The following is a 19971-nucleotide window of genomic DNA, read 5'->3' on the forward strand; positions in this document are numbered from 1 at the left end:
TTTGCAACAAAACCCCGTAATTTCCCGGTCCCGCCCGCGCGGGTTCCCGCGGGATCGGGCCTCCTACCTCCCGTCCAGCCCCGCGCTGGTGATCAACGGCCCGATCTCGCGCTCCAGCACCTGCTGCACCAGATCGTAGGAATCGATGATCTCGCGGATCTGCGCCACGAGGCCGCCGCGGAAGCTGTAGAACACCGCCATGTCGACCTGCACGATGCGGTCGTTGCTGCGCTTCTTGAAGAACACGCGCAGATAGGCCGCGACGACGTCGCCTTCGGCGACGATCTGCGGCGCCTGATAGCGGGTCTCGGAATAACGCGCCTGCACCGTGCGCCACAGTTCGCGCAGCCCGGCCTTGCCGTGGCGCGGCCCCATGTGCGGCAGCACGTCGATCGGCGCGTGGGTGAGGAAGTCGACGTCGTCGGTGCAGCACGCCAGCGCGGCCTCGATGTCGCCGCGCGTGAAGGCGTCGAGCAGATGCAGCACGCGTTGCCTGTTCAGCGATTCAACCGTCATGCTACGCCCGCCTTCATCGGCCATGGAATGCAACGCTATCGCGCGGCACGTTTGTCCATCAATCCGCGACATCGCAGGGTGATGCAGGTTATGACGCGCGAGGGCTATGCCCGGTTCATGGGATGCAATTGCGGGTTGTCGAGCGGGCTCTCCGCTCATGCGGTGCCGCGGCCACACAGGCGCGGGCTTGCCGTCCGCCGCCATGGAACCGCAGCCCGCAGGTGCTCGTTGAGACGCCGACATCGCATCCGGAGACATCGATATGAAATCCCCGCTTCTTACCGTCGCCGCCGCGCTTCTGCTGCTTGGCGCGACCTCCGCCGCCAACGCCAAGGGCTGCATCAAGGGCGCCGTCGTCGGCGGCGTCGCCGGCCACTATGCCGGCCATCACGGCGTGTTGGGCGCTGCCGCCGGCTGCCTCTACGGCCGGCATCATGCCAAGGAGCAGGAGCGGCAGCGGCAGCAGAGCCAGGTGAACGGGCAGGGCAGGCTGTAGGCGGACGCGCCAAGCCCCGCCCTGTCGCCTTTTGCCCGGCACGCCGAAATGGTAAGTTCCCTTCGTGAAGGCTGGGGTTGAGGCGGGCGAGGGACGATGGACGTCGGGAAGTTCTTGTGGGGTCTGGTCCTCGCAATCGTGTTCTTGTGCTTCGTCGTCGCTTTTGCGAGGCGCGCCTTCCGGTCGCCGGGCGTCAAATACAACTGGCTCGGCGTCCTGCTGTCGTTCTCGACAATCGGCCTGGCCATCTACCTGGTATTCTTCCGTCAGCTCTGAGATCGATCGCCGGTCTGCGGCCGCCGCACGGCCTCCAGGCACGACGTGACCCACCTCACATCACGCCTCCCACGGCGCGGCTAACGTCATCGGCATGTCATCAGGGAGACGTGCCATGGCCACCATCGCCACCGCAAGAAAGTCCCGCCTGCACAATGTGCTCGAAGGCCTCGCGCTGACCGCGACCCTGCAGAGCTTCCCGACCTTCGCCGCCGCCGCCTTCCTGCTCAAGCTGGCCGGCAATCACGACCTCTCCGGCGACCCCGGCGTCGCCATCTTCGTCGTCATCGCCTCGCTCGCCCACGCGATGCTGGCTGTGATCCTCGGCCCGAGCTTCCCCGCCGTCTTCAAGACCGTCTACGAGCCGAAATTCTTCGAGGCCCATCTGTCGCTGTCCGACAAGATCACGGCCTGGCGCACCCAGCCCGTCGCCTCACTGCAACTGGTGACCATCGTGCTGCTGCTGTCGGTGATGGCGGTGGTGACGGCGAGCGTGGGGTGATAGAGCCCTCGTCATTCCGGGGCGCGCGAAGCGCGAGCTATGATGCGCAATTGCGCATCTGAGAATCCATAACCACGACTGGCGCGGATGAAGCTGCGCCGCCCTACCTCTTCTTCCACCCGCCCCTTCGCCCCGGCATCCCGCCCGTCGACTTCGGTGCGGGCCCGAACTCCGGCCCCGACTGCCGCGAGTCCGTCGGCTGGATGATCCGGCTCTCGCCGCCGAACGGCTTTGACGGCAGTGGGCGGTTTTCGCGGTAGGGCAGCGATTCCGGGCCGTGCATCTCGTCGAGATGCGGCTTGTGCACGCGTGAGCCCTTGCCGCTGCCGGCCTTGAGCGCGGTTGCGGCGCTCTTGTTCTTCATCGCGCTGACCGGCAGGTTCGCGGCGTCGCCGTACTTCTTGGTGCCGGCATAGGCGCCCGCCTTGCCCGCAACAGTGCGCTGCTTGACGGTGGGGTCGTCGACGACCGCGAGTTCGGTCGCGCGCAGGCGCTTGACTTCGTCGCGCAGGCGGGCGGCTTCCTCGAAGTTCAGGTCGGCGGCGGCCTCGCGCATCCTTGTTTCGAGATCGGCGAGCACGGCTTCGAAGTTGTGGCCGATCGAGATGACGTCGTCGGTCATGTCGTGGCCGCCGACCTCGACAAGCACGTGGTCGCGCTCGTAGACCGAGTTGAGGATGTCGCCGATCTGCTTCTTCACGCTCTCCGGCGTGATGCCGTTGGCGGTGTTGTACTCGACCTGCTTCTCGCGGCGGCGGTTGGTCTCGGCGATGGCGCGCTCCATCGAGCCGGTCATCTGGTCGGCATAGAGGATCACCTTGCCGTCGACATTGCGCGCGGCGCGGCCGATGGTCTGGATCAGCGAGGTCTCGCTGCGCAGAAAACCTTCCTTGTCGGCATCGAGAATGGCGACCAGCGCGCATTCGGGAATGTCGAGGCCTTCGCGCAACAGGTTGATGCCGACCAGCGCGTCGAACGCGCCGAGGCGCAGATCCCTGATGATCTCGATGCGCTCGATGGTGTCGATGTCGCTGTGCATGTAGCGGACGCGAATGCCCTGCTCGTGCAGGTATTCGGTGAGATCCTCCGCCATGCGCTTGGTCAGCACCGTGATCAGCGAACGATAGCCGGCCAGCGCGGTGGCGCGGACCTCGCCGACGAGATCGTCCACTTGCGTGCGGGCGGGGCGGATGTCGACGGGCGGATCGATCAAGCCCGTGGGGCGGATCACCTGCTCGACGAACACGCCGCCGCTCTCGTTGAGCTCCCAGCCGCTCGGCGTCGCCGACACCGCGACGGTCTGCGGCCGCATCATGTCCCACTCCTCGAAGCGGAGCGGGCGGTTGTCCATGCAGGAGGGCAGGCGGAAGCCGTATTCGGCCAGCGTCGCCTTGCGGCGGAAGTCGCCGCGGAACATGGCGCCGATCTGCGGGATGGTGACGTGGCTCTCGTCGGCGAAGATCAGCGCGTTGTCGGGCACGTATTCGAACAGCGTCGGCGGCGGCTCGCCGGGGCGGCGCCCGGTGAGATAGCGCGAATAGTTCTCGATGCCCGCGCAGCTTCCCGTCGCCTCCATCATCTCGAGGTCGAAGGTGGTGCGCTGCTCCAGCCGCTGCGCTTCGAGCAGGCGTCCCTGGTCGTGGAGCTGGTCGAGCCGCTGCTTCAATTCCGACTTGATCGACTTGATCGCCTGCACCAGCGTCGGACGCGGCGTCACATAGTGCGAGTTGGCGTACATCTTGATGAATTCGAGCTCGTCCTGCTTATGGCCGGTGAGCGGATCGAATTCCTCGATGGTCTCGATGCTGTCGCCGAACAGGTTCACGCGCCAGGCGCGGTCCTCATAGTGCGCCGGGAAGATGTCGATGACGTCGCCGCGCACCCGGAAGGTGCCGCGGGTGAAATCGGCCTGGGTGCGCTTGTACTGGAGCGCGACGAGGTCGGCGATGAGCTGGCGCTGGTCGATGCGCTCGCCCTTCTTCAGCGCGAACGTCATCGCGGTGTAGGTCTCGACCGAGCCGATACCGTAGATGCAGGACACCGACGCGACGATGATGACGTCGTCGCGTTCGAGCAGCGCGCGCGTCGCCGAATGGCGCATGCGGTCGATCTGCTCGTTGATCGACGAATCCTTTTCGATGTAGGTATCCGTGCGGGGGACATAGGCTTCCGGCTGGTAGTAGTCGTAATAGCTGACAAAATACTCGACCGCGTTGTCCGGGAAAAAATTCCTGAACTCGCCATAGAGCTGGGCGGCGAGCGTCTTGTTCGGCGCCAGGATCAGCGCAGGGCGCTGCGTCGCCTCGATCACCTTGGCCATGGTGTAGGTCTTGCCGGAGCCGGTGACGCCGAGCAGCACCTGCGAGCGGTCGTTGCGATCGATGCCCTCGACCAACTCCTTGATCGCGGTCGGCTGGTCGCCGCGCGGCTCGTAGGACGATTTGATCTCGAAGCGCACGCCGCCTTCGGACTTTTCCGGGCGGGGAGGGCGATGCGGTGTCCACACTTTCGTAGAGCCGTCGTCCTTGCGGAACTCCGGACGGCCCTCGCGGATCAGCGATTCCAGCGCTTCGGCGGTGGCCTTGACGCCGAGCGCCTCCATCTTGTTGCGCGGCGGACGCGCCAGCGCCTCCGCATCGTCCTCCTCGGTGGGAAGGCCGAGCTGTCGCGCCAGTTCCGGATCGAGCGTCGGGATCGTGGCCGCGGTGCCGTAATTGGCCTGCGGCGCTTCGTCGAGGCCGGCCGGGCGGTCGCTGGGAAAATCCCTCGGCGTCGAAGCGCGCGCGCGATGCGCGGCGGCCTCGCCCCCGGCGCGGCGGTCGCGCGAATTGTCCGGCGGCGGCTGCAGCCCAGTGCCCGAACCCAGCCCGGCATCGCCGCGATTGATCGCAGGATTCAGCAATTCGGCCAGCGCGGGCCCGATCGGCTGCACGTCAGGCCGATGGGCCTTCGAGTTCGGCGTCTTGGTTTTGGGGGATTTTGGGGGAGCAGGTTTCTTCGCCATGGGGCGAATATGGGACGAGTCAGCCCCGCAATAAAGGGCGAAGGTACGTCGCTATGCAGCATGCTGACAGCAGGTTGGCAGCAGGCTGGACCATCACGCCGCCGGCGGCGAGCCCTCGTCGTCCACGGCCGCCCGATGCGGCTTGAGGATGTCGAGATGGATCCCGCCGCAATCGGTGCAGCGCATGGTCCAGTACTCGCATCCGGCGCGGCCGCCGATCACGCGCAGCACGCTGAGCTCGCCGTCGCATTCGGGGCATTCCGACAGCACATCGCGGCTGTAAATCCGCGGCCGCGATGCGTTGTCGAATTCGATGACTGACATGACCGGTCCCCCCTGTTCCGCGCCGCCTGTCCTGAAGTCCCGCTCGCTTATTCGTCGTCGCTGTCGTCGGCCCGTCGGCGGAAGCGATCGATGTGGTGTTTGGCATCGCGGATCGCCGCGTCGCGGTCGGGCCAGGCGAAGCCGACTTCCATGGCCGGAAACAGCACGCCGTCGATGGCAACCGGGCTGAAATCGGCACGGCGGATGCGGGCGTGCCAGAGGCCTTTGCCGGCCTCGAAGGATTCAATGTCAAAGCCGTCGTAGAGGGTCGTCATTCTTGTCGGTCCCACGTTTCTTTTCGGAGGGTCAGGGGACCATGTTTGCGGATTTCTGGATGTGAAGCCGTTCACAACTCGCCGGGCTTTTTTGCCCGTCGGGTTCAGTTCCGCCCGGCGCTGCGGCCGGTTCGCCTGACGGGGCGGGCCGGTTCCGAGGCCGCGCGCATGATCCAGCGGCGGAACGCGGCGAAGTCGCGCTGCTCGGTCTGGAAGCTGCGATAGAGCAGGTACCAGCGCATGCCCTTGGGAACCGAGAGATCGAACGGCGCGACCAGCCGGCCGGCGGCGAGGTCGTCGTCGATATAGGGCCGGATGCCCATCGCGATGCCGAGCCCGTCGGCGGCGGCCTGGAGCGCCTGACCATAGAACTGGAACTCCGGCCCGCGCGCATTGATGCGCGTCAGGCTCGCGGCCTTGAGCCAGATCGGCCAGTCCTCCGGCGAATGCGCGACGCGGATCAGGCTGGGTCCCCTGAGGTCGGCCGGACGCTTCAACGAGGCGGCGAGGCGAGGCACGCAGACCGGGGTGAGGTCGCCGGCGAACAGCGGCTCGGCGACGAGTCCCGGCCAGTCGCCGGTGCCGAGCTTGATGCCGCAGCTCCAGTCCTCGCCGAACGGCACCGACGCGCCGCCGGTGGTGAAGCGCACCTCGATGTCGGGCTCCTCGCTGCGAAACTCCGAGAGCCGCGGGATCAACCAGCGCATCGCAAACGTATGCCCGACGCCGATGGTCAGCACGCGCACGCCGGAGGGCGCCGTCACTTGCGCCGTGAGGCTCGCCAGCGCATCGAAGATCGGCGTCAGCCCGCCTTGATAGGCGCGGCCGGCCTGCGTCAGCACGAGCTTGTTGGCCTTGCGCTCGAACAGCGCGACGCCGAGCCGCTGTTCGAGCAGATGCACCATGCGGCTGACGGCGGCCGCCGACACGCTCAGCTCGAGCCCGGCCGCAGCAAAGCTGCCGGTCCGCGCCGCCGCCTCGAATGCCTTGATGCCGTTGAGAAACAGCAGCCGCCGCAAATGCCCGACCCTCAGGAAAGCTGATGCCAGGCCAAGATAACTCAGTTTGCGCGAGGGGAGCAAGCGGGGCACGTTCTCCTTCGCCTCTCCCAGCGTGCGGGGAGAGGCCGACACGCGCAGCGTGGCGGGTGAGGGGGAGTCTGCGCGAGTCCGGCTGCCACCGTGATTGCTGAAGCAGCCCCTCACCCCACCCGCTCCCCGCAAGAACGGGGCGAGGGAGTGCAGGCAGTTCGCGTCCCTTACCGTCCCACAGGAGAATCCCCTCGTGACGCCCATCATGATCGCTGCCCTTGGATTGCTGATGGTCGCCACCGCGTTCCTGTCGGGGCTGTTCGGCATGGCGGGCGGGCTGATCCTGATCGGCGTGCTCCTGGCGCTGATGCCGCTGCCGACCGCGATGGTGCTGCATGCGATCACGCAGATGGCGTCCAATGGCTGGCGCGCGTTCCTGTGGCGCGCGCATATCCGCTGGCGGCCGGTCGCGAACTATATGGTCGGCGCTGCCGTCGCGCTGGCGGCCTGGTCGCTCACCCGCTACGTGCCGGACAAGCCGATGGCGCTGCTGCTGCTCGGCGTCACCCCGTTCATGGCGCGGCTGCTGCCGTCAGGCATTAAGCCGGATCCCGACCGTCTCTGGCAGGGCACCGTCTACGGCACGATCTGCATGGGCCTGATGCTGATGACCGGCGTGTCCGGCCCGCTGCTCGACACCTTCTTCCTCGGCGGCGATTTCGGCCGGCGCGAGAAGGTCGCGACCAAGGCGATGTGCCAGCTCGTCAGCCATTTCACCAAGCTGATCTATTTCGGCGGCATCATCGACCAGGCGGCAACGCTCGATCCCGTGCTTGCAGGCGTCGCGATCGCAGCCTCGATGCTCGGCACGACGCTGGCGCGGCGCATCCTCGAAGCCATGACCGACCAGCAATTCGTGGCCTGGTCGAACAAGCTGATCACCACCATCGCCTGCTACTACATCGCCTATGGCGGCTGGCTCATGGTTCGCACGCCGGTCCTGGCCGCCTTCGACAAGGGAGGTTTGCAATGAGCGAGACTGCCGATCCGCTGGTGCTGGATTTCGTCGAATGGGTCGCGCGCGAGCCGCGCGCCTATGCCGAGGTGATTTCGACCTGGAAGACCTCGTGCCCGCGCCTCACCATCTGGGAAGACGCTGCCGAGCGCGGTTACGTCGCCCGCGAGACGCTGCCCGGCATCGGGCTGGTCATCGCGGTGACGGAAGGCGGCGAGAGGCTGCTGCGCACCAACGGGCGGTGACCTGCGCTCATCTCGCTGTGGAACAGATCAGAACTTGTAGGCGAGGCCGAGGCGCCCGATGTCACTGCGCAGCTTGGTCGAGACGTTGAATGTCGCGGTGGCTGCGTTACCGGTCGTGACCAGAGCGGAGGTCGAGACGGAGCCGAGGTCCACATGCAGATATTCGCCGCTCACGATCCAGTGCGGCGTGATTGCATAGTCGATGCCGGCGCCGACGGTCCAGCCGACCCGGGTCTGGCTGACCGTGGCTGCCTCGAATTCGAAACCGGCTCCGAGTGGGGAGAACCCGACATAGTTGTTCGAATACCTGACGTCGCCGATGGCGACACCGCCGGTGGCGTAGAACAGCGCCTTGTCGACTGCATAGCCGACCCGGGGGCGAATGGTGGCGAGCCAGTTGGTCGAAACGCTGGTCGAGAAGGCCGCGGTGCCGGCGGGGAAGGTCAGGAACGGACTGCCTGATGTCGCCGCCGTCCTGGCGAAATGGAACCACGAAATGTCGCCTTCGATGCCGGCGACGAAGCTGCCCCATTGCTGATTGTAGCCCGCCTTGGCGCCGACGATCGCGTTGGTCGCCGACAGGCCGGGCGAACCGATGGCAGTCAGTCCGGGGATGTCGGCGGGAAAATAGAGCGGGGCCGCGCCATTGACGGCGCTGAGCCCCGTATCAGCCTTCGTCCAACCCGCACCGGCGGTACCGCCGATATAAAAGCCCGTCCAGCTGAACGGAGCGATCGCCGGCGGGGCCTTGTAGATCGGAGCTCGCATGTCCGCAGCCGATGCTGCGGTAACCGACGCCATCCCGCCCATGGCAGCCAGAACCGCGAGCCGCGAAAAGCCAAGTCGTGCCATGGGGAAGCTCCAAACGATAAATCTAAATCTTGGGCTTTCATACCAAGTCTCTCGCTCGCTGCGTGTACCTCGAATGCCACATCGCGCCTGAAGCGAGGCGCTCGTGGCGACGCGGAGAGGGGCGTGACCGTGCTTATGACGACATCGTCATTGCGAGCGTTAGCGAAGCAATCCAGAATGTCGCCGCGGAAGCAGTCTGGATTGCATCGCGGAGCCTGTGATCGGGCCGCGCTTCGCGCGGACCCGTTGGCTCGCAATGACGGAATATGCGGAGACGCCTTTGTCGCTCAAACTCTACGAACTCGTCGGCACCGACGCTTCGCGCCCGTTCAGCCCGTATTGCTGGCGCACGCGGATGGCGCTGGCGCATAAGGGGCTGGCGGCGGAATCGCTGCCCTGGCGCTTCACCGAGAAGAGCACGCTTCAACCGCATGGCTCGGAGAAGGTCCCGGTGCTCCTGCACAACGACAGGCCGGTGGCCGATTCCTGGGCGATCGCGACCTATCTCGAAGACAATTTTGCGGACCGGCCGTCGCTGTTCGGCGGCGAGGGCGGCCGCGCCATGGCGCGCATGATCAATGCCTTCGGCGACATCGCGATCGTCGGCGGCATCTTCCCGCTGATCGTCGCCGACATTCCGAACAATCTCGCCGAGGTCGATGCCGCCTATTTCCGCCAGTCGCGCGAGGCGCGCTTCGGCGGCAAGACGCTCGAGGAGCTGATGGCGAGCCGCGACACCGGCGTCGTCGCGTTCCGCAAGTCGCTGGAGGTGATGCGGCAGACGTTGAAGAGACAGCCCTTCATCGGCGGCGCTGCGCCGAACTATGCCGACTACATCGTGTTCGGCGGCTTTCAGTGGGCGCGCGTGACGAGCCCGTTCAGGCTGCTGGAAAGCGATGATCCCGTTTATGCGTGGCGCGAAAAACTGCTCGACGCGTTCGACGGCATGGCGCGCAAGTCGCCGGGTCATGCGGTGTAGGGCACGATCTTGCCCCACTGTCGTCCCTGCGAACGCAGGGACCCATACCGCGTGATCTATCGGTTGCGGATGGTCGAAGTACCGATCGGCGAGTCTTCGCCAAACCGCTCCCTGTGGTTATGGGTCCCCGCGTTCGCGGGAACGACAGTGAGAATGTAGCTACGCTCTCCCGCTTAACGGGCAGCAGCGCTGGCCGCTTCCGCCGCCTTGCGCAGACACTCCCGGCACAAGCAATCCTCACCTTTGACCGGCATCGGCAGGCGCGCTGTTTCCTCAGCGCACCAGCACTTGCCCGAGAGGTCGCAGCCGAACTCGGTGCCGCAGCGGGAACAGGCGAGGCGGCGCGCTTCCTGCAATGGAAACTCTTTCGAATTTGTCATGATCTTTGCCGAAGCTTCGCCGTCATTTTAATGTCGGGTTCATGTCCCGCCGCCGTATATTATGCGGCATGCGTGAGATCGGAAAGCGCTTCAGGACGGCGCGAAGGACAAATCGATGGCCCGCGATTCGCAAGCCGCCCTCGTCGCACTCAACCGTTTTGGCTTCGGCGCCCGCGGCGGCGCGTCCGGCGATCTCGTCAACGCCGCCTCCGATCCGCGCGGTTTTGTGAAGGCGGAACTGGCGCGCCCCAACGGCGTGCTGCTTGAGGCGCCCGGCCTGCAGTCGACGCCGCAGCTCGGTCAGGCCGTGTTCGCCTATCAGGACCAGGTCAAGCAGGCGCGCGAGGCCGCGAAGGCGGCTGCGCCCACGGAGCCGCCGCAACAGGCGCCAACCGATCAGAAGCCGGGCTTGCGCCGCAATCTTTCGCTGAATGCGGTCGCCACCGGGATCGCCGGCCAGATGAGCGATGCGAAGCCGGCGGACAACGCGGCCAAGCCGGATACGATGCAGCCGGGCGCATCCGCGCCGCCTGCCGCGAAGCCCGCGCCGCAACCACTCAACGTGATCCAGAAAACGTTTCGCGCCGAGGCGCTGGCGCGGCTGCAGCGCGCGACGCTGGTCGAGTGCGGCTTCACCGAGCGGCTGGTCGTGTTCTGGTCCAACCATTTCTGCATCTCCGCCAGCAAGGGCGAGCTGGCGCGGATCTGGGCCGGCGCATTCGAGCGCGAGGCGATCAGGCCGCATGTGCTCGGGCGCTTCGCCGACATGCTGAAAGCGGTCGAGCAGCATCCGGCGATGCTGTTCTTCCTCGACAACCAGCAATCGCTCGGACCGGATTCGCGCGCGGGCCAGAACCGCAAGCGCGGGCTCAACGAAAATCTCGCGCGCGAGATCATGGAGCTGCACACGCTCGGCGTCGGCGGCGGTTACACGCAGGAGGACGTCACTTCGCTCGCGCGCATCATCACGGGCTGGACCTTTGCCGGCCGGCAAGGCCAGCTCGGCACGCCCGGCTCCTTCGCGTTCAACGCCAACGCGCACCAGCCCGGGCCGCAAACGCTGCTCGGCAAGACCTATGAGGCGACCGGCCTTGCGCAGGGCGAGGCCGCGCTCGCCGACATCGCGCGCCATCCGTCGACCGCGAATTTCGTCGCCGCCAAATTCGCCCGCCATTTCGTCGCCGACGATCCGCCGCCGGCGCTGGTGGCGCGGTTGCGCGATGTCTTCGTCAAGACCGACGGGGACCTCAAGGCCATGGCGATGGCGCTCGTCGATTCCGACGAAGCGTGGAAGGCGCCGCTGACCAAGATGCGCTCGCCCTACGACTTCCTGGTCGCGAGCGGCCGGCTGCTCGCGCGCGTGCCGGAGGATCCCGGCGCCTACATCAACAATCTCAATCTGCTCGGCCAGCCGCTGTGGACGCCGGCCGGCCCCAATGGTTTTCCCGACACCAGCGCCGCCTGGGCTGCGCCTGAAGGTATGAAACTGAGGCTCGACATCGCCGCGCAGATGGGCGCGCGGCTCGGGCCCAACATCGATCCGCTCGACTTGCTGGAGTTTGCCGCTGCGGATGCGGCCTCGATCGAAACGCGCAGAACCATCGAGCGCGCGGAGTCGCGGCAGCAGGCGCTGGCGCTGCTGCTGATGTCGCCGGAAATGCAGAGGAGATGATCATGATCGACTGCGTCGAGAGCCGGCTCCTCACCTCGCGCCGCAGCCTGCTGCTCGGCGGCGCCGTCTTTGCGGCCTGGGCCTATTTGCCGAAATTCGCGCACGCGGCCGATGGGCGCGACCCGCGCCTGATCGTGGTGATTCTGCGCGGCGCGCTCGACGGGCTTTCAACGGTCGCCCCGGTCGGCGATCCCGACTATGCCGGCCTGCATGGCTCGATCGCGCTCGCCGCCGACGGCGCTCATCCCGCGATCATGCTCGACAGTTTCTTCGCGCTGCATCCTTCGATGCCGGAGTTCGCGCGCATGTACCGCGATCAGCATGCCGCGGTGATCCATGCGGTGGCGACGCCCTATCGCGACCGTTCGCATTTCGACGGCCAGGACGTGCTCGAAAGCGGCTATGCCGGCCCCGGCCGCGTGCAGTCCGGCTGGCTCAACCGCGCGCTGGAGGCGCTGCCGCGCGGCGAGCGCGTATCGAGCGGGCTTGCGGTCGGCCCGACCACGCCACTGGTGCTGCGCGGCAATGCGCCGACCGTCGGCTGGGCGCCGGTCGCGCTGCCGCAGGCCGATGACGACACCGCGATGCGTCTGGTCGATCTCTACCGTCACCGCGATCCGGTGCTGGCATCCGTGCTGTCGCAGGGCCTTCAGTTAGAGAAGGCCGCGAGCGGCGACGACATGAAGCCGAAGCCCGGCAATCAGGTCGCACAGATGCGCCAGGTCGCGCGCGGCGCGGCAAAGCTGATGGCGGCCGATGACGGCCCGCGCATTGCCGCGCTCGCCTTCGACGGCTGGGACACGCACGCCAATGAAGGCGGCCCGGTCGGGCGTCTCGCCTTCCTGCTCGGCGGCCTCGACGGCGCGCTCGCCGAATTCGAAAGCGGCTTGGGGGATCGCTGGCGCGATACCGTGGTCGTCGTCGCGACCGAGTTCGGCCGCACCGCGCGCATCAACGGCACCGACGGCACCGATCACGGCACCGGCACGATCGCGCTGCTCGCCGGCGGCGCCGTGAAGGGCGGCCGCGTCATCTCGGACTGGCCGGGCCTCAAGCTCGCCAACCTCCATGAGGCCCGCGACCTCAAGCCGACAACGGATCTGCGTTCGGTGATCAAGGGCGTGCTGCAAGGCCAGTTCGGCTTGTCCGATCGCGTGCTCGCGGAGACGGTGTTCCCGGACAGCGCAGCAGCGCGGCCGATGAAGGGGCTGGTGGCTTAACCCAAAAAACTCCGTCATTCCCGGGCGCGCGTAGCGCGAGCTAGGATGCGCAATTGCGCATCCGAGAATCCATACTCCCGATCGTGGCTATGGATTCCGGGCCCGCGCCTTGCGGCGCGTCCCGGAATGACGACATGATGGGCCAAGCATCAGGAGACCACCCGCATGTACATCGCCATGAACCGCTTCCGCGTCACCAAGGGCTCTGAAGCCGCTTTCGAACAGGTCTGGCTCACGCGCGACACGTTTCTCGACGGGGTGCCGGGCTTCGTCGAATTCCACTTGCTGAAGGGCCCCGAGCTCGAGGATCACACGCTGTACGCCTCGCACACGGTCTGGGCGAACCACGCCGCGTTCGAGGCGTGGACCAAGTCGGATGCGTTCCGCGCCGCGCATCAGCGCGCCGGCGACAACAAGCCGCTCTATCTCGGCCATCCGCAGTTCGAGGGTTTCGAGGTGATGCAGACGGTCGGACGCGGCGCGAAGTAGCCGCGCCGTAGATCAGCCCAGCGTAATCTTGTCGATCTCGGCGAGATCCTCCGCGCTGAGCTTCCACGCGATCGCCTTGACGTTCTCCTCGATCTGCTCGACGCGGGTCGCGCCTGCGATCACGCTCGACACTTGCGGGCGTGCGGCGAGCCAGGAGAAGGCGAGCTCGAGCATCGAGTGCCCGCGCGCCGTCGCAAACGCCATGAGCTTCTCGACGATGTCCTCGTTGCGCGGCGTGACATAGCGGTCGCGTAGCCGCGGCGTTTGGCCGAAGCGGGTGTCGCCGGGCGCGGTCTCGCCCTTCCGGTACTTGCCGGTCAGAAGCCCGCTGGCGAGCGGGAAGAACGGCAACAGGCCGAGCTTGTATTCCTGTGCTGCCGGCAACAGATCCTTCTCGATGTCGCGCACGACGAGCGAATATTCATCCTGGCAGGAGACGAAGCGGCCGACATTCATCGCGCGTGCGACGTACTCCGCTTCGGCGATCCGCCAGGCCGGAAAGTTCGAATTGCCGATGTAGCGGACCTTGCCCTGGCGGACGAGATCGTCGAGCGCGCGCAGGCTCTCCTCGATCGGCGTCAGCGGGTCATAATCGTGCTGCTGGTAGAGATCGATGTAGTCGGTCTTCAGCCGCTTCAGGCTCGCTTCCACGGCGGCCATGATGTAGCGGCGCGAGGCGCCCTGCCTGGTGCCGTCCTCCGCCATCGGCTTGGAATATTTCGTCGCCAGCACGATGTCCTTGCGGCGGTCGCCGAGGACAGTGCCGAGCACATTTTCCGAGCCGCCCATGTTGGAATAGATGTCGGCGGTGTCGAACAGCGTGATGCCGAGATCGAGCGCGCGATGGATCACCTTGCGCGAGGCCTCGAGGTCGATGCGCTGGCCGAAATTGTTGCAGCCGAGCCCGACCGCGGACACGCGAAGGCCGGAGGCGCCGAGATTACGAACTTCCATGGGAGATCCTGTCAGAGATGAGCAGCGGTGCATTGTGAGCGCCGCCCGCCACGGCAGCAAGGCGCTGCCTGCGTTGCTGCCATGCCGACAAGGAACCGCGGGCAAAAAAATGCGGCCCCTGTCAGACGCGGCGACTGACGGGGACCGCTTTGGGGCGCTTGATCGGTGACGGGGGGCCTGATCAGACGCAACTGCAACCTAGTCCCGGTGTGTTACGCGCCGGTGACAGCCAGAGTTATCCACAGGCGCCGATCAGAAGATCTTGCGATAGACGATGAAGCCGGAGCGCTCGGCGACCTTGTCGTACAGGCGCTGCGCGGTGACGTTGGTCTCATGCGTCTGCCAGTAGACGCGGGGCGATCCCGCCAGCTTCGCCCGTTCATAGACGCCGTAGATCAATGCCGAGGCGACGCCCTTGCCGCGCGCGGCCTCCAGCGTGAACAGATCCTGCAGATAGCAGGACGGCTCGATCGCGGTGGTGCTGCGATGAAACAGATAGTTCGTCATGCCGAGCAGCTTGCCGTCGTTCTCGGCGACCAGCCCATGCACCGGCTCATAGGCGTCGAAGAACCGCTGCCACGTCACCCGCGTGATTTCGGGCGCCAGCGCCGTCGGACCCGAGCGGCCGTAGAAGGCGTTGTAGCCGTCCCACAGCGGCAGCCATTGATCGTAGTCCTGCCGCGTGACGGGGCGAATGGTGAGTGACATGTGAAGATCCCGCGAACGATGAAGCGTCCTTCATACGGGATGATGGGTGAGTGGATCAATCGCGCAAGTGCCGCCTCACTCCGCGACGCGCAGATACCGGATCAGCTTGCGGTTCGCGGGATCCCGCAGCGAGCGGTAGTAGTCGGCGCGTGCGGGCGCGTCGGTGTGGCGCACGAGGTCGGTCACCGGCGTGTAGCTCAGCATGCGCCCGCCGTCGGGCAGCGCGGCACAGACGAAGCGCAGCACCTCGCCGTTGCGTAAGGCGATGTTGATCGGCGTGGCATCGCCGGTCCGCACCATCTCCATGCGCTGGGCGATGAAGGTGCCGAGCTCGTCCTCGGGCAGCTCGAACGCGCCGGTGTCGCGGCCGTGGTACATCAGTGCGATGAAGGGCGGCTTGCCGTCGGCCACTTCGTCCGGCAGCGCAAAATAGTCGCGGAACGCACGGTTGATGAATTCGGCGCGCGTCTCGGCATCGAGCAGCACGATGCCGATATCGACCTGGTCGAGCGCCGCCGACAGCCGCGCGGCGGTGGCGTGGCTCTGGCGCTCGGCGGCAAAGGAGCCGAGCAGCCGCTCGCGCATCAGGCCGGTGATGCCTGCGGTGCCGATCGCCGTCGCAGCCAGGAGGCCGAGCTGGACAAGATCGCCCGGCGCATGGAAGGGAACGCCGCTGCGGTTGAGGACGATCAGCGCCGCTCCGATCACCGCGAGCGCTGCACTGGTGATGGCGGAGGCGAAACCCGACAGCGCGCCGGCGAGCGCTACGATGCAGACGAACAGCGGCGCAAGTGACGGAGCTAGTGACGGCGTGGGGATAAAGCGATCGAAAAGCATCGCCAGCAGCGGGGTCGCTGCCGTCAGCACGGGACCGGAGATCGCACGCCATCCGAACCGCATGGGCCTGTCTCGTTCCTCCCCGAACGAGGTAAGGCGGCAACACTGACTGATCGTTGCGCTGGTGGCGTGCGAATTCGTGCGGAAGACTTAAGCGGCGGCTGCGACGACCTGCAAAGCTTTCAGATGATTTTAGACCAAATGCACGTGCCTGACGCGCTGCTGAAGCGTTGGTGCATTCAACGTCGATGTTCCCGAGGTCTTGCGCATGCCGGTGAAGATCAGCAGCGATGCCGCGACCAGGATGGCCGCAGTCAGGGTGATTGCAACGACGACCACAGGTGATTTCATCGATGTCCCATCGCGATGCCGTCAGGCGCGGGGCCGCGCGGCACCTTGAAGGTTATTCAGGATGAAACGGGGATCAGACCGGCAGACCCATCGCCATGGTCGCCTTGGTCGACAGCACCGTCAGGGTGACGATTAGGCACAGCGAGAGTGCAGCGACGGCGAGCGAGGCCGCGACCGCATTGGTCAGCCGGGAAGACGCGACGGTAGCGGGGTGGCCTTGAAAGCCTGCCGTGCCGGACGCCCGAATCATGGTCTAAATCCTTCAACGTGCGAGCGAATCACCCGCGACATTGAACAATTTCACCGTTTCAACCGGCAATATTGCGGCGGCCATTCCGCTGAAAGTGGCGGGATTGCGGCGAAAGGGAACGTTATGCCCGTTATTAACCAGAACGGGATTGCCGGTCAGGCGCTTGCTGCGATACTGGCGGGGTCGTCGATGTCGGCCGGGCGCCAGTCCATCGAGACGAAGCCGGGCGCGGCTTCGACCCGCTTCAGCCAGTCCCGGATCGCCGGGAACGGCGCCAAGTCGAAGTCGCAGCGGTCGGCGAGGTGGGTGTAGCCGTACAGCGCGATGTCGGCGACCGTCAGCTGGCGGGCGGCGAAATAGGCGTTGGTCTTGAGGTGGTTCTCCATCACCTGAAGCGCGCCGTAGCCGCGCTCCATCCAGTCTTCCAGCGAGTGGGTCTGGAGATCGCGGCCGCCCCTGACCAGCGACAGCCAGAAATAGGCCGCGCCGATGTTCGGCTCGAGCGCGTGCTGCTCGAAGAACATCCATTGCAGCGCGTCAGCGCGGTCGATGCGGTTCTCCGGCGCGAGCGGCGTGCCGACGGCGACGTACCAGAGGATGGCGTTGGACTCGGCGAGATAGCGGTCGTCGCCGACCTCGAGCAGCGGCACCTGGCCCGACGGGTTCTTGGTCAGGAAATCAGGCGTGCGGCTCTCGCCGCGCAGAATGTCCACCTCGACCGCTTCGTAGGGCACGTTCAAAAGCGCCAGCGCAAGGCGGACCTTGTAGCTGTTGCCGGAGCGTTGCATCGAATAGAGCTTGTACATTCTGGGAGTCGATTCCGGGTGCGGGAAGGCGCGGCGCATCCTGCCCACGCGCCGCGGCTAAACAATGATGCCGATGCGAATCCGCCGCAAGGGCCGGCCAATAGAAAAACTCGAAAACCCTACCGCACTGCAATGCCGAGGAAGATCATTTCCGTGCGACCATGCAACTCAGTTCACGCTTGCGTCAACGCGCGGACGCGTTGCGCCGTGCATTGATGCGAGACCGGTTGAGCGGCGCTGATCGCGCCGGGCGCCGACGATCTGGTCACGGCTCTGAAGCACCCCTCGCAAGCGTCAGCCTGCCGTCAGTCTCGTGGTCGGTTCTTGGCGCTCGAACGGCTTAAAATTGCTCCGAGGACAAGCCTTGCCGGATATGAGGGGTTTGCGAGGCAAAGTTGCGGAAAATTGCGAGGAATCCTGCCTTGAACCGCTCCAGATCCCTAAACTTTTGCGCGATCGGGCCGAAGTTTCTTGCGATGCAGGGACACACGTTTTAGGGTGTCTGCATTCCCACAATCAGAGTCGTGAGGCCCAGGGCTTCACGACGCTTGTCAGGAGATGACGATGTCCTTCCTTGCCGCTGCGCTCGACCGTGTGAAGCCGTCCGCAACCATCGCGGTCACGGATAAAGCACGTGCGCTGAAAGCGGCGGGCCGCAACGTCATCGGCCTCGGTGCCGGCGAGCCCGACTTCGACACGCCTGCCAACATCAAGCTGGCCGCGATCCACGCCATCGAAGCCGGCAAGACCAAGTACACCGCGGTCGACGGCATCCCCGAGCTGAAGGAAGCCATCATCGGCAAGTTTCAGCGCGAGAACGGCGTCGTCTACAAGCCGAACCAGATCATCGTCGGCACCGGCGGCAAGCAGGTGCTCTACAACGCGTTGATGGCGACCATCAATCCGGGCGACGAGGTGATCATCCCGGCGCCGTACTGGGTCAGCTATCCCGAGATGGTGGCGCTCGCCGGCGGCGAGCCTGTGTCGGTGGTCTGCACCGCCGCGACCGGCTTCAAGCTCCAGGCCGATGCGCTCGAGCGCGCGATCACGCCGAAGACCAAATGGGTGATCCTGTGCTCGCCGTCGAATCCGACCGGCGCTGCCTATACCAAGTCCGAGCTGAAGGCGCTCACCGACGTGCTGGTCAGGCACCCCCACGTCTGGGTGATGACCGACGACATGTACGAGCACCTCGTCTATGACGACTTCCAGTTCACCACCGTCGCGCAGGTCGAGCCGAAACTCTACGACCGCACGCTCACCGTGAACGGCGTGTCGAAAGCCTATTGCATGACCGGCTGGCGTATCGGCTATGCCGGCGGCCCGGCGCAACTGATCAAGGCGATGGCGACGATCCAGTCGCAGTCGACCTCGAACCCGTCGTCGATCGCGCAATGGGCCGCGGTCGAAGCGCTGAACGGTCCGCAGGACTTCATCCCCGCCAACAACAAGGTGTTCAAGGAGCGCCGCGACCTCGTCGTCTCCATGCTCAACCAGGCCAAGGGCATCGAGTGCCCGCGTCCCGAAGGCGCGTTCTACGTCTATCCGTCCTGCGCCGGCACCATCGGCAAGACCGCGCCGTCGGGCAAGGTGATCGATAATGACGAGACCTTCGTCACCGAACTGCTCGAGACCGAAGGCGTCGCGGTGGTGCAGGGTTCGGCCTTCGGCCTTGGACCTGCGTTCCGCATCTCCTATGCGACCAAGACCTCGGACCTCGAAGACGCCTGCAAGCGCATCCAGCGCTTCTGCGGCAATCTGCGGTAAGCCTGTCGCGACCGACGTTGAAAAGGCCCGCTTCGGCGGGCCTTTTTTGTGTCGGAGTCGGATGGACTTTTGACGGAGGCGGCATCGTGCCTTGCCCCTCACCCGGATCGCGCCGAACGATTGCTGCGCATCGCCGCGACGATCCGACCTCTCCCCGCAAAGGACGGGGAGAGGTTGAGAAGCTCGGCGACGCTGCTCGCATGTAAGGGACGCACCGCTCGCGCACTCCCTCGCTTCGTTCTTACGGAGAGGGTGGGGTGAGGGGCTTCTCTCCGCGAATTCCATATGTCCGATCTGGTCCCCACAACACTCTTGTGGCATAGACCATCGCGCGGCGTGTGCCGCGCCCGCTCTGCCCGCATTCCATTCATCGCCGGAGATCTTTCATGCGCCGCTCACTCCTCCTCGCCGGACTCACAGTCGCGAGCCTCGTGGCCTCCGTCGCGAACAGCGGCGCGCAGCAGCAGCGGATGGCGCGGGTCGGCGTGCTCGAATGCCGCGGCGGCGCCAGCGTCGGCTTCATCGTGGGATCGGTGACCCATCTCGGCTGCGTGTTGCGCGCCGACGGCTTGCCGGACGACCGCTATGTCGCGACCATCCGCAAAGTCGGTCTCGACATCGGCATCACCCAGGAGACGGCTCTGGCGTGGGGCGTGTTCGCACCGGTCGACCGGCTCGGCCCCGGCGACCTCTCGGGCAATTATGCGGGCGCGCAGGGCAGCGCCTCGGTCGGCGTCGGTCTCGGCGGCAACGTGCTGGTCGGCGGCTCCAACAATTCGATCGCGCTCCAGCCGCTCAGCGTGCAGGGCCAGGTCGGCCTCAACGTCGCCGCTGGTCTGGAGAGCCTGGAACTCCGTCCGGGCCGTTAACAAGTTCGCCTGTGCGGATCGCGTCGCTCCGACGCGATTCCGACAACGACGCACCGCAGCGACGTTTGATGCTTGCCAAATCTCGGGGACGGGCAGAGCATCTGCGGTTGCCGACCCAATCATGGGCCGAGCTCCACACCAAGGAGGCGGCGA

Annotated in this window: 24 protein-coding genes; 11 read left to right on the forward strand and 13 right to left on the reverse strand. The window is 65.9% G+C overall.

All coding sequences use genetic code 11. The features are described 5' to 3' along the window. Positions 1-63: 63 nt before the first annotated feature. Positions 64-516, reverse strand: coding sequence for a nuclear transport factor 2 family protein (locus tag I3J27_RS05785; protein WP_270166285.1), 453 nt, complete (start codon positions 514-516; stop codon positions 64-66). 262 nt (positions 517-778) lie between these two features. Between I3J27_RS05785 and I3J27_RS05790 the strand changes: the two genes are divergently transcribed. The 3 genes from I3J27_RS05790 (at position 779) to I3J27_RS05800 (ending at position 1790) form a co-directional block, all read left to right on the forward strand. Further along, positions 779-1012: a hypothetical protein gene (locus tag I3J27_RS05790; protein WP_270166287.1), complete on the forward strand. Its 234-nt coding sequence runs from the start codon at positions 779-781 to the stop codon at positions 1010-1012. Positions 1013-1108: 96 nt separating this feature from the next. After that, complete coding sequence (locus tag I3J27_RS05795) at positions 1109-1288, forward strand: hypothetical protein (RefSeq protein ID WP_270166289.1); 180 nt, start codon at positions 1109-1111, stop codon at positions 1286-1288. 115 nt (positions 1289-1403) lie between these two features. Further along, on the forward strand, positions 1404-1790 hold the full coding sequence (locus I3J27_RS05800; protein WP_270166291.1) for a hypothetical protein: 387 nt from the start codon (positions 1404-1406) through the stop codon (positions 1788-1790). Positions 1791-1893: 103 nt separating this feature from the next. On the opposite strand, the gene uvrB is transcribed toward I3J27_RS05800, so the two are convergent. From uvrB to I3J27_RS05820, 4 genes are all read right to left on the reverse strand, one after another. Then, positions 1894-4794 carry an excinuclease ABC subunit UvrB gene (gene uvrB / locus I3J27_RS05805; RefSeq protein WP_270166294.1) on the reverse strand — a complete coding sequence of 967 codons (2901 nt, stop codon included), beginning with the start codon at positions 4792-4794 and terminating at the stop codon, positions 1894-1896. 93 nt (positions 4795-4887) lie between these two features. After that, on the reverse strand, positions 4888-5118 hold the full coding sequence (locus I3J27_RS05810; RefSeq protein WP_270166295.1) for a hypothetical protein: 231 nt from the start codon (positions 5116-5118) through the stop codon (positions 4888-4890). A 47-nt stretch (positions 5119-5165) separates the two neighbouring features. Then, entirely contained in the window at positions 5166-5393 is a 228-nt protein-coding gene (locus I3J27_RS05815; protein ID WP_270166297.1) for a hypothetical protein, read from the reverse strand. Between the two features lie 104 nt (positions 5394-5497). Continuing rightward, positions 5498-6412, reverse strand: a complete 915-nt coding sequence (locus I3J27_RS05820) for a LysR substrate-binding domain-containing protein (protein ID WP_270172580.1) — start codon at positions 6410-6412, stop codon at positions 5498-5500. Positions 6413-6677: 265 nt separating this feature from the next. On the opposite strand from I3J27_RS05820, the gene I3J27_RS05825 reads away from it, so the two are divergent. Continuing rightward, positions 6678-7457, forward strand: coding sequence for a sulfite exporter TauE/SafE family protein (locus I3J27_RS05825; RefSeq protein ID WP_270166299.1), 780 nt, complete (start codon positions 6678-6680; stop codon positions 7455-7457). Next, entirely contained in the window at positions 7454-7684 is a 231-nt protein-coding gene (locus I3J27_RS05830; protein ID WP_270166301.1) for a hypothetical protein, read from the forward strand. Before I3J27_RS05825 ends, I3J27_RS05830 begins: the two co-directional genes overlap by 4 nt. A 27-nt stretch (positions 7685-7711) precedes the next feature. Here I3J27_RS05830 and I3J27_RS05835 read toward each other — a convergent pair whose 3' ends face one another. Then, positions 7712-8536 (reverse strand): outer membrane protein, encoded by an 825-nt coding sequence (locus I3J27_RS05835; RefSeq protein ID WP_270166303.1) that lies wholly within the window; start codon positions 8534-8536, stop codon positions 7712-7714. A 280-nt stretch (positions 8537-8816) separates the two neighbouring features. Here I3J27_RS05835 and I3J27_RS05840 point away from each other — a divergent pair, with 280 nt between their 5' ends. Beyond that, a complete protein-coding gene (locus I3J27_RS05840; RefSeq protein WP_270166305.1) occupies positions 8817-9515 on the forward strand; it encodes a glutathione S-transferase family protein in 699 nt (232 codons plus the stop codon). 173 nt (positions 9516-9688) lie between these two features. On the opposite strand, the gene I3J27_RS05845 is transcribed toward I3J27_RS05840, so the two are convergent. Further along, complete coding sequence (locus I3J27_RS05845; RefSeq protein ID WP_270166307.1) at positions 9689-9895, reverse strand: cysteine-rich CWC family protein; 207 nt, start codon at positions 9893-9895, stop codon at positions 9689-9691. A 115-nt stretch (positions 9896-10010) separates the two neighbouring features. Between I3J27_RS05845 and I3J27_RS05850 the strand changes: the two genes are divergently transcribed. From I3J27_RS05850 to hmuQ, 3 genes are all read left to right on the forward strand, one after another. Further along, on the forward strand, positions 10011-11567 hold the full coding sequence (locus I3J27_RS05850; RefSeq protein WP_270166309.1) for a DUF1800 domain-containing protein: 1557 nt from the start codon (positions 10011-10013) through the stop codon (positions 11565-11567). 2 nt (positions 11568-11569) lie between these two features. Continuing rightward, a complete protein-coding gene (locus tag I3J27_RS05855; protein ID WP_270166311.1) occupies positions 11570-12787 on the forward strand; it encodes a DUF1501 domain-containing protein in 1218 nt (405 codons plus the stop codon). Positions 12788-12952: 165 nt separating this feature from the next. Further along, a complete protein-coding gene (gene hmuQ, locus I3J27_RS05860) occupies positions 12953-13276 on the forward strand; it encodes a heme-degrading protein HmuQ (RefSeq protein ID WP_270166313.1) in 324 nt (107 codons plus the stop codon). 12 nt (positions 13277-13288) lie between these two features. Here hmuQ and I3J27_RS05865 read toward each other — a convergent pair whose 3' ends face one another. From I3J27_RS05865 to I3J27_RS05890, 6 genes are all read right to left on the reverse strand, one after another. After that, on the reverse strand, positions 13289-14230 hold the full coding sequence (locus I3J27_RS05865) for an aldo/keto reductase (protein ID WP_270166315.1): 942 nt from the start codon (positions 14228-14230) through the stop codon (positions 13289-13291). Between the two features lie 252 nt (positions 14231-14482). Beyond that, a complete protein-coding gene (locus I3J27_RS05870) occupies positions 14483-14938 on the reverse strand; it encodes a GNAT family N-acetyltransferase (RefSeq protein WP_270166317.1) in 456 nt (151 codons plus the stop codon). A 75-nt stretch (positions 14939-15013) separates the two neighbouring features. Further along, positions 15014-15838, reverse strand: a complete 825-nt coding sequence (locus tag I3J27_RS05875; RefSeq protein ID WP_270166318.1) for a PAS domain-containing protein — start codon at positions 15836-15838, stop codon at positions 15014-15016. 129 nt (positions 15839-15967) lie between these two features. Further along, a complete protein-coding gene (locus tag I3J27_RS05880; protein ID WP_270166320.1) occupies positions 15968-16126 on the reverse strand; it encodes a hypothetical protein in 159 nt (52 codons plus the stop codon). Positions 16127-16199: 73 nt separating this feature from the next. After that, a complete protein-coding gene (locus tag I3J27_RS05885) occupies positions 16200-16376 on the reverse strand; it encodes a hypothetical protein (RefSeq protein ID WP_018318299.1) in 177 nt (58 codons plus the stop codon). A gap of 155 nt (positions 16377-16531) precedes the next feature. Further along, a complete protein-coding gene (locus I3J27_RS05890; protein ID WP_270166324.1) occupies positions 16532-17182 on the reverse strand; it encodes a glutathione S-transferase family protein in 651 nt (216 codons plus the stop codon). Between the two features lie 564 nt (positions 17183-17746). Here I3J27_RS05890 and I3J27_RS05895 point away from each other — a divergent pair. Both I3J27_RS05895 and I3J27_RS05900 read left to right on the forward strand, forming a co-directional pair. Beyond that, the gene (locus I3J27_RS05895; RefSeq protein ID WP_270166326.1) at positions 17747-18949 is read left to right on the forward strand and encodes a pyridoxal phosphate-dependent aminotransferase; all 1203 of its coding nucleotides are present in this window, start codon (positions 17747-17749) and stop codon (positions 18947-18949) included. 386 nt (positions 18950-19335) lie between these two features. Further along, positions 19336-19818, forward strand: coding sequence for a DUF992 domain-containing protein (locus tag I3J27_RS05900; RefSeq protein WP_270166328.1), 483 nt, complete (start codon positions 19336-19338; stop codon positions 19816-19818). Positions 19819-19971: the final 153 nt, after the last annotated feature.

Source organism: Bradyrhizobium xenonodulans (genome assembly GCF_027594865.1).
In the GTDB taxonomy this organism is placed as follows: domain Bacteria; phylum Pseudomonadota; class Alphaproteobacteria; order Rhizobiales; family Xanthobacteraceae; genus Bradyrhizobium; species Bradyrhizobium xenonodulans.

Coding starts and splice junctions, on each gene's coding strand:
- I3J27_RS05830 (WP_270166301.1), top strand. CDS start 7,454: ATGAGCGAGACTGCCGATCCGCTGGTGCTGGATTTCGTCGAATGGGTC.
- I3J27_RS05855 (WP_270166311.1), top strand. CDS start 11,570: ATGATCGACTGCGTCGAGAGCCGGCTCCTCACCTCGCGCCGCAGCCTG.
- hmuQ (WP_270166313.1), top strand. CDS start 12,953: ATGTACATCGCCATGAACCGCTTCCGCGTCACCAAGGGCTCTGAAGCC.
- I3J27_RS05850 (WP_270166309.1), top strand. CDS start 10,011: ATGGCCCGCGATTCGCAAGCCGCCCTCGTCGCACTCAACCGTTTTGGC.
- I3J27_RS05845 (WP_270166307.1), bottom strand. CDS start 9,895: ATGACAAATTCGAAAGAGTTTCCATTGCAGGAAGCGCGCCGCCTCGCC.
- I3J27_RS05795 (WP_270166289.1), top strand. CDS start 1,109: ATGGACGTCGGGAAGTTCTTGTGGGGTCTGGTCCTCGCAATCGTGTTC.
- I3J27_RS05835 (WP_270166303.1), bottom strand. CDS start 8,536: ATGGCACGACTTGGCTTTTCGCGGCTCGCGGTTCTGGCTGCCATGGGC.
- I3J27_RS05880 (WP_270166320.1), bottom strand. CDS start 16,126: ATGAAATCACCTGTGGTCGTCGTTGCAATCACCCTGACTGCGGCCATC.
- I3J27_RS05895 (WP_270166326.1), top strand. CDS start 17,747: ATGTCCTTCCTTGCCGCTGCGCTCGACCGTGTGAAGCCGTCCGCAACC.
- I3J27_RS05875 (WP_270166318.1), bottom strand. CDS start 15,838: ATGCGGTTCGGATGGCGTGCGATCTCCGGTCCCGTGCTGACGGCAGCG.
- I3J27_RS05870 (WP_270166317.1), bottom strand. CDS start 14,938: ATGTCACTCACCATTCGCCCCGTCACGCGGCAGGACTACGATCAATGG.
- I3J27_RS05885 (WP_018318299.1), bottom strand. CDS start 16,376: ATGATTCGGGCGTCCGGCACGGCAGGCTTTCAAGGCCACCCCGCTACC.
- I3J27_RS05790 (WP_270166287.1), top strand. CDS start 779: ATGAAATCCCCGCTTCTTACCGTCGCCGCCGCGCTTCTGCTGCTTGGC.
- I3J27_RS05890 (WP_270166324.1), bottom strand. CDS start 17,182: ATGTACAAGCTCTATTCGATGCAACGCTCCGGCAACAGCTACAAGGTC.
- I3J27_RS05865 (WP_270166315.1), bottom strand. CDS start 14,230: ATGGAAGTTCGTAATCTCGGCGCCTCCGGCCTTCGCGTGTCCGCGGTC.
- I3J27_RS05785 (WP_270166285.1), bottom strand. CDS start 516: ATGACGGTTGAATCGCTGAACAGGCAACGCGTGCTGCATCTGCTCGAC.
- uvrB (WP_270166294.1), bottom strand. CDS start 4,794: ATGGCGAAGAAACCTGCTCCCCCAAAATCCCCCAAAACCAAGACGCCG.
- I3J27_RS05815 (WP_270166297.1), bottom strand. CDS start 5,393: ATGACGACCCTCTACGACGGCTTTGACATTGAATCCTTCGAGGCCGGC.
- I3J27_RS05900 (WP_270166328.1), top strand. CDS start 19,336: ATGCGCCGCTCACTCCTCCTCGCCGGACTCACAGTCGCGAGCCTCGTG.
- I3J27_RS05810 (WP_270166295.1), bottom strand. CDS start 5,118: ATGTCAGTCATCGAATTCGACAACGCATCGCGGCCGCGGATTTACAGC.
- I3J27_RS05800 (WP_270166291.1), top strand. CDS start 1,404: ATGGCCACCATCGCCACCGCAAGAAAGTCCCGCCTGCACAATGTGCTC.